Raw genomic sequence first — 15,134 nt, forward strand, 5'->3', positions numbered from 1 at the left:
TTTTGCAGGGAGTTTGTTGTCTGTTTATGATTTATTAATACGGAATTTCCGGGTTAATGCTCTCTTCTAAGCAGAATAAATGCTGCTGCAAGAGAGATGCCGGTTAATACAACAGTTCCCGGAAGTGGTGTTGGTGTTGGTGTTGCTGTTGCTTCTGGGGTCTCAGTCTTTTCAGTTCCGGCTGGTTCCGCAGGTTTTGTGGACTCCGGCTTTACTGTCTTATCCGGAACTTCTGACGGGATTACAGGTCCCGGCCCAAATGGCAGGGTTTCTCCGGTGATAAATTCATCTGTCACTGATCCGACTGCAAACCATCCGAATCCGGGCATCTCTGCTTTTACTGTTACAATTTTATTTCCGTTCTCTTCTGTAATATTCAGAATTTCAAGCATATTCCATGAAAGTGCTGATTCATTGTAATACCAGATTTCCGGGAGTGAACTGTTGTTCTCTTCCAGCCATTTTTCCGGAATTTCTGCTGTATATGCCACATTTTCAAGGGACGCAGATGTTGTATAATACAGAACTGTCTTTACATATTCCATAACTGCTGCATTGCCGCCTTCCGGAACTCCCATACCGCTCTCAGGATTGTTCATAACCTGTGCAGTAATTCTCAGATCAGGTATCTCCTTTACCGGAGTGAGTGCAATTCCTGTAAAAGCAGAGCTGCTCATCGTAAGCGCCACCGTTTTTCCGGTTGCGAGATTCTCTGCATCAGTGATGCCTACAGAGTTGTCATCATCCCTGCTGCTTTCATATGATGACTGTACTGAAAATCCGGCAACGCCATAGACTGAAAATCCGTCTGTTGTCACTTTGAAGAGTGATTCAGTGCCTGAAATTCCAAGATATGTCGGGTTGATGTTCTCACTCATTCCGTCATCCTTCCACCTGACAATGGTAATTCTCTGAGGGCCGCCCATTGAATTTACCCACGAGGTATTGACTGAGAAGCTTATGGTGGCCTCAGATATTGCAGAACTATTGTCAAAGCCGGATTTTGTGAAGTAAATGGTATATGCTACATCTTTTAAGCCTGGCACTGCAACTGAGAAGGCATTCCTTGCATCATCAGCACATCCGGCTGAGATCTCTGTTGATACACTGGCATCTCCATCATATTCATCCATCGTCATTGAAACACCGACTGAGGCATTACCAAGTCCGCTGCCGAGTAATGCGTTAAGTTCAGGCTGCTGCATAGTTACGGATGTTACCTGTCCTGAAACACTGCCTCCTGATTTAGAGGGTGTTTCATTTGTCTTTATTTCGATCTTTGTCCCATCCGGTTTCTCTACTACAATGCCGTCATTGGTTGTCGTAACATTGCCGGCTTTGCTTGTATTTATGAAAATAACCTGTGAACCATCAGGAAGGGTTTCTGTCCTTGTGCCGTTTATTTTAGTACCTGCCTTCTCTGAAGCCTTTGGTTCCGGCGGTGCCTCCATTACACGGATAATCTTAGGGACCGATGTGGTTGTTTTACTGTCCCATACTGCATCAAGGGTTACTGTGTAATTGCCTGTGTCATTGAGATAAGTCTGCACACTGCCTCCATCATATGAATGATCTGTTCCGTCCGGAGAAACTATATGCCACTTCCATGATTTCAGGTCTGCTGAAGTTTTGGTTGCATCTGCCACAAAGTTTAAAGGAGCATGTCCTGAACCGGTTGAACGGAATTTCGGAATATCTGTGAAACTGTATTCAATATATTCTATCTCTCCGGTTTTCACAGGTACTGTATATAATGGTGCATCAAAGTAATTCTGAAGGGTTATATTAACAGAATAATTTCCGGCGGGCATATAATATCCTGCATCTGACTCACGCCCGTAAGTCTTTCCGTCAATTTCTATCTCTGCACCTTCAGGTTCTGTTAACACAATGAGTGTACCATATTCCGGGTTGTAATAGAGTGGCAGTTCATCAACACCGACTATTGTGCCATCTGTATCATTGACAGTATATGTACACGAGTCACAGATTCCGTCAAGGTCAGCGTCAGTGCAGGTCTGTGACATTCCTGTGCCGTCTGGTTTTGCCCATACGCTTCCTCCGCCGTAAGGGCTGCCTGTAACTGTAAATGCCTTATATATTGTATGGTTTAGTAAAGCATCCCATGCAAATGGTGCAGCTTCTGTTGATTTTGCAAGGATATTTTCCTTATTCATGAAGATATTGTTATACTCAGTAAAGCCGCGTGAATCCTGAATATATATGCCGTCACCTTCGGGTGCACTATTGGTTGAAACTGTTGTCTCCACAATTCTGGTATCATTTGAGGCAACAAGAGATATTCCTCCGCCGGATATAGTGGCTGTGTTGTCTGAAACATAGCATCCTATTATATTTTCATATTCAGAACCAATTATGTTAATTCCACCACCGGAACTGGCAGTATTGTTCTCAATAATTGCACTGTATATATTATTACGCATTATAACTCCATCTTCGGAATTAATGTCCGGCTGTAGATACCCGTCATCTTCTGAAGATGCCAGAGTCAGGTGAATTAAATCATTATTGATCTCCTGAATTGCAGTATCAGATGTTATTCCTGCTGCGTCACTGATTTCACGGGCTGCTTCTCCAGAGTAGGCTGCACCAATGATATTAATTCCACCTCCGCCGGATAAGTTTCCGCTTCCCGGAGCCGAGTTGCCACAAATTACTCCTCCGTAATAGTTCACCCAACATTCAAGTAAATTAATTCCTCCACCGCCTGTTCCGGCATAGTTGCCGGATATCTCTCCTTCATAAATGAACAACTGCCCACCAATTGAACTGAGACCACCGCCGTATGATGTTGCGTTGTTATTCTTCAGTTTTGTAAATCCAACTGAGCACTGTGAAGCTATAAGACTTAATCCACCACCACGCACTGCATCGTTCTTCCTGATTTTATCAGAGTCAAATAATGCCCGTGATGCAATTATGTCTGCCGCACCTCCCCTATTGGCACTATTGTCAACAATTATATTTTTCTTAAATTTCACCTTCGAGCCTAAGACTTTAACACCTCCACCTCCGGTGATTGCTGAATTGCTTTCAATTGTATTCCTTCTGAATGTTGCCTTTGCAGTCAATGTTAAACCATCTGAATCTGCTGCAATATCTGAGGATAAAAAGAGATCATCATCTGCATCCAGATCATCATCAGAGTATATATCCCAGAAGAGATCAGGATCTTCGGAGAGTTCTTCTTCATTAATGTAAATGTCGGTTCCGGCTGTTTCAGTTATATAATCTGCAATATTTCCGGTGAAAAACTCTGAGTCCGGATTATTCAATATCTCAGACAGTTTTTCAGGAGCTGATAATAATTCAGGATCAATATACAGTCCGGCAACCATTACACCTCCGCCACCAGAGATAATTTCTGTTCCGTTTCCGGCATCATTTGAAGATATAGTATTATCAATAATTCTGGATTTACCGCCTATCTGGCATATGCCTGCTCCGCCCTCTCCTGCCTTGTTAATTTTAATAATATTGTCCCGGATTATAGTTTTTCCTGTAACAGTCTGAATTCCGGCACCAAATCCTGTAGCATTATTTTTAGAAATTCTGTTGCCGGATATCTCTGCCACTCCTGCCATCTGGCATATACCCGCACCGATCATTGTGGCGTTATTATTTCTGACATTATTGTCAGTAATGCTGGTGGTTGAATTCATACAGAATATTCCCGCACCATAGTCAGCAGAATTACTGTTAATTGTATTATCTGAAATACAGCCGCTGGAGTCCATTAGTGCAACTCCGCCGCCAACTATTAATGAGGTCTGGTTCTCTGTCGGAGCATTGAATCTAATAAGATTGTTGCAGATTGTAATGTTCTCAGATTCTTCTATAAGAATACCAACACCTGACTGCACACCTATATCTTCAGAGATCTCCGGAACTGAAAGATATTGCATTAAATTTTCATCAAAATACTGACTGGATATGCAGTCCTGATAAATTGTTCCCTCCGGAATATTGAGTTTCTCCTGAATAAGATGGAATACTGAATCATTATTATCTGTATCTCTCAATATTCTGTTGTATTGTATATCTGTTCCGCAGATCTCAGAATCTCCGTTAGTTATTGCAATTCCCGCACCCGAATAAGCATAATTTCCGGTGAAATTGCACGAGTAGATTCTGTCTTCACTTGCATCACCTGCATACCCTGCACCTTTGTCAGCTATATTGCTATAGAAATCAGTGTCGTGCAGCTCTGTCTCTGAAATAGCACTATAGATTCCGGCGCCAATATATGCATGGTTATAATTGACATCACACCAATGGACTGATGTCAGACTGGCCACATCAAGGATTCCACCACCAATTATTGCAAGGTTATATGAAATATCAGAATTGAAAATTCTATTTTCTGAATTTATGAAGAGAACTCCGGAGCCCGATAATGCAGTATTATAATATATCTCAGAATTATGAATTTCGGAGATACTATCATATACGACAATACCGGCACCTTCAAAGCCGACATTTTCATGAATTGTGGAATTGGAGATCCATACAGAACTGTTGAATAACAATACAGCGCCACCTGTATCAGCATAGTTCCCTGATAAATCAGTTCCCCTTATGGCACCCTCTGCATTGTAAAATGATATGCCGGCACCCGTTTCTGCGGTATTGTTGATGACAGTACAGCGCTTAATTTCTGTATTTGCACAGTCATGAACAAAAATTCCTCCTCCGGATCTACCCATGTCCGGAACTTCATAAGTGGCATTGCATTCTGTAATTATTAGTTTACAGAGCCAGACGTTGTCAGCCGAAATAATAACCCCGGTGTTTTCAGGATCTGATATTGTCGGATATTCTTTTGGACTGTCGGATTCTGAACGGATGATAACGTCCGGAATTTCCACAACAAATCTGTCATACAAAATTCCTCCGGCATGGGCTATGAGGATGGTATTTTTTTCAGAGGCATTGCAGACATCAAGTGCTGTCTGGACCTGCCTGAAAGGTTCTGCCTTTGAACCGTCTCCACCTTCAGGCGCGCTCGCATCAACATACCAGACAGTTCTGTTCTCAATGTAGGGGAGAGCACCATCGAATGTTCTCTTCTGCATCAGCAGCTGATTTGTGCAGGTTTCCGGCTTATCACTGCTCTTAACTGCATTTGACATCTGTCCGGAGAAAACTTCAGATTCAGTATCAAACCCGTTTTCCGGACTGAAGTCTTCAATATCTGCTGCCAGAGTATTGTTATCCGGCATTTCGTTTACAGTGCCGGTAATAATTCTGGATTCTTCGGTTAATTCCAATGCTAAACTTTGATTTGTATCCAAATCAAAATCTTTTGAACTTAAATCGGATAAATTATCAGTCTGACCGGTCTGATATTTTACTCCCGTAAAAATTGAATTATTCTCATCTGTTAACGATGTTTCTGCCAAAACCGGCTGAATGCTGAATATTAAACATATGGTTAATATCAGAATTACTGACGGCAAAGAAAAATGACGAGCCATAATAAACACAACCTAAATGTATCAGTATGTGTATTTAGTGACTAAAACTATTGCCCCTGTGAATTAACCAGACTCAGGATAAAAAAATTGGGTTGTATGGGATTATTGCCACCATCATTATTACCATTATTATTATTGTTGTCGTTATTATTGTTATTATTCCTGACATTTAAACTGCTGTAACAGATCTTTCAGGATTGTTATGGTCATCTCTTTGTCAGGTCTACGCTCTTCTGCGTCATTATACGAATATATACATGAAATGCACCCGTTTTTACATTTACAGCTCTGGACAATGTTGAGTGCCATCTTTAAAATATTGTACAACTCCTTCTGTGCTTTTTCAGATAATCCGACACCACCCATGTAATTGTCAAATATTATGACTGTCGCCTCGTTTTTCGGTCCGTATTTATCATATACAGCACACCTTATATCATTGTGATCACAGAGGACAAAATGCGGAATCACAACAGAGAGTATATTTTCAACGCCTTTTAACCCTTTGAGGATCTCAGATGTTTTCAGGTCCGGTCCTGATTTATCTATAGCCTCTTTTGGGATTGTAAACCACAGCCCTTTTGTTTCTATTGATACCGGAGGAAGATTCAGGCAATACTCAGATATCTTTCCTTTGTAGTCATGTTCTGAGTATTTTGTATATCTCTCCTGCACTATCATCTGGCTGAAGTTTATCTCAAGTTTTCCCACCGGAATTTTATTTAAAATCCGGCCAGTTTTAACAGTTATATCAGATTCAGCAATGGTATGATTTTCGGTATTCTCTTCTGTGACATATACACTGTGAGTTTTTAAGTCAAGTTTAGAAACACGATATCTGCCATCACCATGAAGTATAATTGCACCTTCATGCCCTTCACGATATACCTGCTCTTTAGATAATGTCTCTATTACTTTATTCCGGCTGATAACTTTGAATGTTTCACCGGATGTCCCGTTTCTGATCTGAACATCGCCCTGAATATGCTTTTTTTCAACAGGATACCACTTATTTTTGTCTTTTTTAATCAGGTGTTTATAAAATGCCGATGCTGCTGCTTTCTCTAATTTTTCATCTATATCACAGTTAAATATGCTGTTATGCTCTGCTGAAAGCTCCCCGTTTTCCATCAGTGCACAGATGAGGTGGTCAGTCAGGATATATTTGTTTGAGGTATCTATCGTTGCATGTTCACTTGGTTTATTAAAGAATTCATCCGGATTGTTGATTATAAATTTCTCAAGCGGGTTGTTAAATCCCATAAATATAACGAGTGAAGAACTGTACTTTCTTCCTGCACGCCCTGCCTGCTGCCAGGTGGACATTATTGAACCCGGATAGCCTGAGATAATTACACAGTCAAGAGAGCCTATATCTATCCCAAGTTCAAGTGCATTTGTTGAAGAAATCCCCATTGTTTTCCCGGATTTTATCCCGGCTTCGATCTCTGCTCTTTCACCTGAGCGGTACCCTGACCGGTAGGATACAATTTTGCAGGGTTTTGTGGAGTTATATGTACTCTCTTCCCTGACGATCTTCTTTGCCGCATCTGCAATAAGTTCTGTGGACCTTCTGGTCTTTGCAAAGCAGAGCGTCTGAATACCGGAAGATGAAAGATATGCAAGCAGTTCAGCGGTCTGTTTTACCTGTGACGGTTTATCTGCCTGATAGAATATGAATGTCTTTTCGTTTGTCTTTGAACCGTTTTTATCAACAAGGACAAATTTCTCTCCTGTCAGGTTTTCTGCATGCTCTACAGGGTTTGCAATGGTTGCGGATGAGAGAATAAAATTTGGATCAGAGTTATATCTTCCTGCAATAAGTTTCAGCCTTCTTGTAAGAAGAGCAATATGTGAACCAAATACACCCCTGTATGTATGTGCCTCATCCATCACCACGTAACTTAGGTTTGAGAAGAGAAACGACCACTGTTTATGATTGTGCAATATTCCTATATGCAGCATATCAGGATTTGTTATTAATATTGAGGGTTTATTCTGCCGGATTCTCTTTCTTTCATCAGGTTTTGTGTCCCCGTCATATTTTTCAACCTTTATTGCCGGATCTATCTTTCCAACCATCTCACGTATTGATTTTAACTGGTCGGATATCAGAGCCTTTGTCGGATAGATCAGCAATGCCCTTGATTTTGGGTTATTGATTATTGAGTTGATTATCGGAACCATGAATGCAAGTGATTTTCCGCTTGCAGTTGGTGTTGTGATGATTACGTTTCTGCCATTAATGGCATGTTCAATCGTCTCAGTCTGGTGACTATATAGCTGAATGCCTTCATTTCTAAGGAATTCATAGATTTTATAAACACAGTGGTGTGGATTTTCAAATACAGCAGGTTTTTCTTCAATAATCTTCTCTTCAACAATTCCGGCTTTAAACATGGAATTTGCCTTTAAGGATTTTATCAGTCCGGGGATATCTCCGCTGAAATCTATTACCTCATATCTCCTGGAATTTTTTATTTTTCCTTCAGACTTCCGGGCATTTTCTTTTAATTTCCGGACTTTATTTTCCTTTTCAATTATAAGGGTCTGCTCTTTGTTCTTCTTAATTACCTCTTCAAGGTCAATTTTGCCATGTATTTTACTCTCATTCTCAATGACAGAAGAGAAATTTTCCAATGGTACTCTGTAAATAACATCTTTTATATGAATTTCAAGCTCTCTTTTGCCACTGCCGGATTTATCTCCGGTTATACTAAGATATCCGGGTTTTTTTGAACCTTTCCAGACATCTGCCCTCTCTGTTTTTCCGGATAAGAGATCCTCAGCAAAAGCGGGAACAATCATATATTCTATATTATTGATGTAAAAAAGAATGACAGGATTGCCGGTTCTTCTTTTGAAATTAAATTCCAGGTTTATATCTTTAAAATTGTCAGTGATTATTCTCATCTCCTGTATTGAAAATTATAGTATCTTTTTTCTGAAGTGTGGAAATATGTATGGCTGAAAAGTCAAATACAGCTATGTACTCACAGATTTCGTTTGTACCTGCACCGGCAGGAGATATATTATTCTCTGTCAGAACTGCTTTTCTCTCTTCCTGCTCTGTACACATCATTTGAATGAATATACCAGACGTGGGATTTTAATTTCAAAACATGCCCCTTCTCCATAGGTTCCACTTTCCATGATTGATATTCCTGTTATTGATAATATCTCCTTTGATAAAAATAATCCCAGTCCGGTATTTTTGCCATATCCTCTCTGAAATATTTTCATCTTCTCTTCATCCGGAATGCCGGTGCCATTATCTCTGCACAATATTATTAATTCATCAGACTTTTCGGTTGCAGTAAAATTAATCTCAGTGATTGTACCCCCATATGATACTGCATTCTGGATGAGATTATAAAATACTTTCTCAACCATCCGGTCTGCAAAAATCCTGAGTCCACTTAAATCTGAATGTACTGCAATCTTTCCCATAGATAATGATAAAGAGGATTTTCTTATTAACTCATCAGCATCCTGCCATACGGGTTTTTCAACCCCTATATCCTGATAGTCTTTAGAGAAGGAGATCTGGTCCTGTATTGAATCTGAGGCTTTTTTCATAATCCTGAAATATTTCAGGTTTTTCTCATCCGGAGCATCTTCTATTAAAATTTCGAGATAGCCCTGTAAAGCTGTCAGATTATTCAGTATGTCATGCCTGGTTATGCTGTTTAAGAGGTTAAGTTTTTTATTTGATTCAATCAGGCTTTTTTCTGAGATCTTCCGGCTGGTTATATTGGAGGAGATCACAGTCACTGCAATGACTTTATCAGTCTCAGGATCTTTTACCGGGCAGAATCTTCTGGAAAAATGGTTTTCACAGCAGCTGTACTCATCAAGGAAATAATCACCGTCAGAGAATACTTTTGTTATAATTTCTGCAAAGGATTCACTTTTTCCTTCCGGATGAAACTCCGCATATCTCTTTCCAGAGTATATATATTCAGGTTTCAGCCCAAGCCTCTCCTGATGTGCCTGGTTTATAGATAAATACCGGCATTCTCTGTCAACTACATATACTGATTTGTCCTCTTCCTCAGTACCTGTATCATTCTCTTCAGTATTACCTGTACCTTCTCTGCCGGACGGACCCCTTCTTTTGGATACAATATTTACTGCAACCACACTGTCATCTTCAATATTACTGACCGGAGTAAAGGTTCTGTTTAACCTGAATCTGTCACAGTTGTACTCTTCCCGGAAAATTTTTCCGGTTTCAAAAACATTGCTGATGATCTCAGAAAATTTTCTGTATTCAGATTCGGCATGGAAGTCCTGATATCTCCTTCCTCTGTACAGTTCACTTGATTTCCCAAGACGCATGAGATGCTTTCTATTCATGTAGAGGTAACGGCAGTCGGAGTCAACCATGTAAATTGAATCATCCATTGACTCTAACAGAGACCGGTATTTTGCATCTTTTAATGATTTAATATTTCTCTCCTCGTAAAGTTCTGAATATTTACTGAGAAATAAGTTTAATTTTCTCAGTTCCTCTTCCGTGTTATCCTCATTAATCAGGTGGATATTCAGCCCATGACTTACACATTCACTGATAAATTCCGGTTTAAAACTGGAGATTAATACTATATGCGGGATTGGCTTTAGTTCTTTTTTTATTCCCCTTAATAAATTATGAACATTAAGATCGCTTTTTCTGCTGTTAATTATAATTATATCCGGATTATTGCTCTTTATCTCTTTCAGGGCTTCCTGAATCTCTGTAATTGTTTTTAACCTGAAGGGATAATTCCTGTCAGTAACAATTTCTTCAATATCAACTACAGGCGGTTTATCATCTATGATAAGTATTGAAATCAAAATCTTCCTCTATCTTTAATTTATGTATATACATACATCTGTTTTTTAAGTGTCCTATATATCTGGGTTATATTTTACCATAAATGTCCGGTTTATGCGTATCACATATGCCACATAAATGTTCATATCACATAAAATTCAGGTTGATTGAGCAGAGCACGCAGGAAGAGCAATAAAAAGTGAAAAAATCTGACTGAATATTAATTAGTAACAGTGCATCAGGTAAACTTCATCTTCTGAGCATCATATCAGCAAGACTTTCTCCGGCAGAGACAATCTCGTCCGGAAGAATAGGGATTTTATTGTCAACCCTTAATTTTATCCGGTCATATAACCTCTTCGCCTTTATTTCTGCCTCACCTTCAGTATATCTTCTCAGTTCTGAGAGGGCTTTCAGTGAGGAAGGAGGGCTGGCACTGTGCAGTTCATTTAATAATGCATCACATGCAGAAATTATCTGACTATAATTATCAGATTCTGGATTATTGTTCCTGTCATCAACAGCACTGCCGGTTCCGGATTTTACTGGTGAATATTTCATATCTGTCCGGTCCGCATAGTTTTTGCTTTTAGTCTCATTATCCATTGTGCAATGTTTGCCGGCTTTTTCATAACTACTGCCATATTTTCCGTCATTATCAATGCCATAAAACCGCGGATGGTCAATCTCTCCTTCCTTCCATCTGCATATGGATTTATAATCACATCTCCTGCATATCTCCCCCGGATTTGGGCAGAACTCCTGGCTGCCAATCTTTTGGATATAATCAACAGCCATATCTTTTGCATTGGTGAGGCTTTCATCACTGACATCGACATCTCTGAGTATGCAGTCTTTAATATAGGCTACAGAGCCGGCATTCACTTTTTCACCTGCACTATTAAATCCAAGCGAATATAACTGAACCTGAAAGGCAACTTCCTCATCTGTGGCAACTGTATCTGATGTTTTGTAGTCCCTGACCTCAATTCCCTCGCCGTCTTTGAGTATGATGTCTGCCCTTCCGGAGATCGTTGTACCGTTGGCAGGAAATTCCACCTTAGATTCAACATTTTTAATGACCCTCATATCCTGTTCATTTTCACTTGCAAACCGTGCAAGCTGTTTTTTTGCAGAAGATTTAATTTTATTAAGCTTCTCTTCGTTTACAAAAGGCATTGTAAATCGTGAATCAACCGAGTGTACAACGGCGTTAACCGGATGGCTGCCGTTTTTGATCTCTTCCGCAGCTTCGTAGAGGCAGTGATGAAGGGCATTACCATAGCCAATCATATCTGCAATCCCTGACTGATATCCCAGAACAGATCTGAGCCTGAACATATAGGGGCATCTTCTGTAATTTACAAGTTCCCCGACAGTATAGATGAGATTTTCATCATTCTCCTGAACTGATAATATTTCAATGTCGGGCAGGTTCTCCCTGTCGTTTATGAATGGAAATGCCCCTGTTTTAAGTGCATCTTTTATAAATAGTCCGGGTTCTTTGCTTTTATTGTTATAGTAAGCATAATAGCTGAGGACCAGAAGATCCTTTGCTCTTGTTGAGGCAACGTAATGGAGTTTTCTCTCCGATTCCATGCTTCCTTCATATCTTTCGGCATCATAAAGTCCGGAGGGAATTAACTTCTCCTTTATACCTCCTTTCTTTGTTGATGGAAATATTCCCTGATTCATTGAAGGGACGAACACAACCGGCCATTCAAGTCCTTTTGCCTGATGTATTGTCACAATCTGAACGGCTTCGGCAGATTTTACATCATCGGAAGTCTGAACGCCGTAACTGTCAGCGGCATAGGCATTGATATATTCAGTCAGCCATGAGAGTATGTTCTCAACCGGATATCGTGAGCCGCCCATGCGGTTTGCCGATTCAAAATCGTTTAAAAGTTCTGAAAACCGGCCAAGGTTTGCAATTATTGTGTATTCATCCGGATTTTCGGGGTTAAGGGATTTATATCCCAGAATTTCAAGCAGAGTATAATAAATATCAATGAGATTCGGAAAACCTCCGGATAATACTACTTTTTTTAATGCACGGATTTTACTCTCATAATTTTCAGAAAATATCTCTCCGGCAGCCCCTTTCCAGTCCGAAATTCCGGAGAATAAAAGGTCATCGCCATTGATGAAATAATCCCGTTTTTTCTTCTTATAGTACCCGTCATTATCAAACCAGATTATAATTTTGGCAATGCCCTCTACCTCAGGACTGTTAAAAAGGTTTACATTGCCTGCAATTATCGCCGGAATTTCCTCTTCCCTGAATGTTTTGATAATTAATGGTGCAGATATTTTGACAGACCTTAAAATGACTGCAAAATCCCTGTACCTGCACTTACCACAGTCCACATATCTTTTTATCTGCTTTGCAATCCATTTTGCCTCTGAAAGATCAGTATTGTTCTCAATAATTAATACTCCTGATTCCGACTCACGTACCGGAATCAGATCATCATAATTTTTAACAGATTTCTTTGCAATGCTGTTTGAGAAATCTATGATCTCTCTTCCACTGCGGCGGTTATTACTGAGGGACAATGACTGCGCATCCTTCCCGAAATTCTCAAAGCATTTATCATCTGAACCTCTCCACTGGTAAATTGTCTGCCTTGGATCCCCCACCACAAAGAGATTTGCCAAAAATCCAATCAGTTTAATTAGTTTCTCCTGTGCATGGTTTATATCCTGGTACTCATCAACTATAAGATGCCTTATATTTCTGATGATTTCAGGTTTTTCCATTATATGGCTGACAGCAAGATCAACCATTCTGTTATAGGAGAGTAACCTGAACTTTGTCATCTCGTTTTCATAGGATTTTACCCATTCTGAAAATTCAGGTGCTTCTCTTTCAAGTTTTGAGGGGTCAATAAGTTCAGAATAATAGATATTAAGTGAATTGAGGAATTTATTGCATTCACCCGCATAATTACCTCTGTCAGTCTTTAGAAATTTCCAGCCTGTCCGGAGAAGAAATGCCATCTCTTTATGTTCATCAAGTTCAGTGTAATTCCTGTAACCACAGTTCTGCTGAAGAAGTTTGAGGCAGAATCCGTGAATTGTGCCGACGTACATCTCTCCCAGTCTGGCACAGGCTTCTTCTCCGGCAAGGTTTTCAATCTGTTCGTAGATTCTGCCCTTCATACTGCGGGCAGCTTTTTTTGTATATGTAAATGCTACAATGGATGAAGGCGGGACTTTCTGTACCAAAAGAAGGTGAAGTATCTTCCTTGTAATTACTTCTGTCTTGCCTGTGCCGGCTCCGGCAATAACCCTCACTTTTCTGCTGTCAGACAAAACTGCCTTTTTCTGGTCATCAGAAAGCGGGTTTGGCCTCTCTGTAATATCTTCTGATGTAAATCCTTCAGCAACCGGAGGTTCGCCTGAGTTGTCCTCCGGAATTCTGAATGACGGGAGGAAATTATTCTTTGGAATTATTCTTTCAGGATTCTTCTCTTCAGGCATTTTATTCCGGATGGATTCTAATCCTGTATCTGATGATGGTGAATTTTCTTTTGGTGTTATAGGTATTATACCGGATATTTGTCCATATTCTTCCGGTATGGATATTGTGTCAGTTGTTGGTTCATCATCTGGTGATATGGATATTATACCAGATGCCAAAGGATCGTCCGGGTAAAAAACACCCGTAAAATCCGTATTTTCATCGTTAGATCCCCCATTTATGTTAGTAGGTATTTGTCCGTCAGGAACTGTTTTTTTACGGACATCAAAATCATATTCATCAAGATAAAGTTCTTTTACGATGACCTCAAGTTCCTCATCGAGAAGTTCATATCCGGTATTGTTATAACAGAGCCTTTCAGCAAGAGAGTCAGCAGTGACAACCGCAAACCAGGGAAATTCCCACTTGTCGATCTGCCCGTCAGGGTAAGTGCTCCCCTTTCTGAAATATCCCCACGCTGCAATTCTTCCTGCTTCTTTCTGATCAATATATCCAAAATGTTTCTCCCTGATCTTCTGATACTGCCGGTTAAATTCCCCCCTCTGGGTTATTAACTGGTCAAAAAGATTTCTGTGGAGCTCAGTCTCCTCTCCGGAATTTGTGACAACTTTCCAGGGTTTCTGTGGATAATCGTCACCATAAACAGTTCCACAGTAGTTTTTTAGATCAAGAATTACAGGCCCGTTCACAGTCAGGATTATGCAGTCAATCTCAGTTTTTGCAAGTTTTATATTTGTTAAAAGAAATACATTTTCGTCCTTAAACTCTCCTTCAAGAACCCCTGCAACTTCTTTTATCTGTTCAAGCTCATGAAAATACTCCCCTCTTCTCCCCCTGAAATATCTGACCGGCATTTTAAATCCCACAAATCTTATATATGGTGTTTATGCCCCTTTCAGGATAATATTTTTGAAATAAGTTTTTTTCCTGCACCAACTCTGATATTTTGACATCAGGCAGATCTGAAGTAATAAAAATCCGGGAAACTGATTCCCCCTGAATCAGTAAAAAGACAGAAATCTTCATTCTGCCTGCCCCATAACAATCTCCGGCTGTCAGGGTACGGCCTGTTAAACAGACCGTACTTCAGGGTTTTTCCGGTGAAGATAGCCCCTTTAACAGATTCCCCCTGCAAATACCCTCACCCACCCGTTTAACTGCCGGAAAAATTTCGGCTTAAACATCAGAAGTGAATATTCAGATATTTTTTCACTCCTGTTCAATATTTGCTCTTCCCATGAATTGTTCATATCTGTTCTTTTCCCCTGATATTGCCCATCAGTTTTTCCGGATATAACTCGCATAACTCACACCCAATTAAAGGATTTTC

General features: G+C 40.0%; 6 protein-coding genes. All 6 read right to left on the reverse strand.

What is annotated here, in order from left to right; all coding sequences use genetic code 11:
- Window positions 1-53 precede the first annotated feature (53 nt).
- Window positions 54-5,315, reverse strand: a complete 5,262-nt coding sequence (locus tag L6E24_RS01710) for a right-handed parallel beta-helix repeat-containing protein (RefSeq protein ID WP_257743011.1) — start codon at window positions 5,313-5,315, stop codon at window positions 54-56.
- A 339-nt stretch (window positions 5,316-5,654) separates the two neighbouring features.
- Complete coding sequence (locus L6E24_RS01715) at window positions 5,655-8,411, reverse strand: DEAD/DEAH box helicase (RefSeq protein WP_257743012.1); 2,757 nt, start codon at window positions 8,409-8,411, stop codon at window positions 5,655-5,657.
- Entirely contained in the window at window positions 8,395-8,580 is a 186-nt protein-coding gene (locus L6E24_RS01720; RefSeq protein WP_257743013.1) for a hypothetical protein, read from the reverse strand. The genes L6E24_RS01715 and L6E24_RS01720 overlap by 17 nt, the downstream gene beginning before the upstream one ends.
- A complete protein-coding gene (locus L6E24_RS01725) occupies window positions 8,577-10,337 on the reverse strand; it encodes a PAS domain-containing protein (RefSeq protein WP_257743014.1) in 1,761 nt (586 codons plus the stop codon). Before L6E24_RS01725 ends, L6E24_RS01720 begins: the two co-directional genes overlap by 4 nt.
- 229 nt (window positions 10,338-10,566) lie before the next feature.
- Window positions 10,567-14,658 (reverse strand): UvrD-helicase domain-containing protein, encoded by a 4,092-nt coding sequence (locus L6E24_RS01730; protein ID WP_257743015.1) that lies wholly within the window; start codon window positions 14,656-14,658, stop codon window positions 10,567-10,569.
- Between the two features lie 98 nt (window positions 14,659-14,756).
- The gene (locus L6E24_RS01735) at window positions 14,757-14,939 is read right to left on the reverse strand and encodes a hypothetical protein (RefSeq protein ID WP_257743016.1); all 183 of its coding nucleotides are present in this window, start codon (window positions 14,937-14,939) and stop codon (window positions 14,757-14,759) included.
- Window positions 14,940-15,134: the final 195 nt, after the last annotated feature.

This window comes from Methanoplanus endosymbiosus, from assembly GCF_024662215.1.
GTDB classification, from domain to species: Archaea; Halobacteriota; Methanomicrobia; order Methanomicrobiales; family Methanomicrobiaceae; genus Methanoplanus; species Methanoplanus endosymbiosus.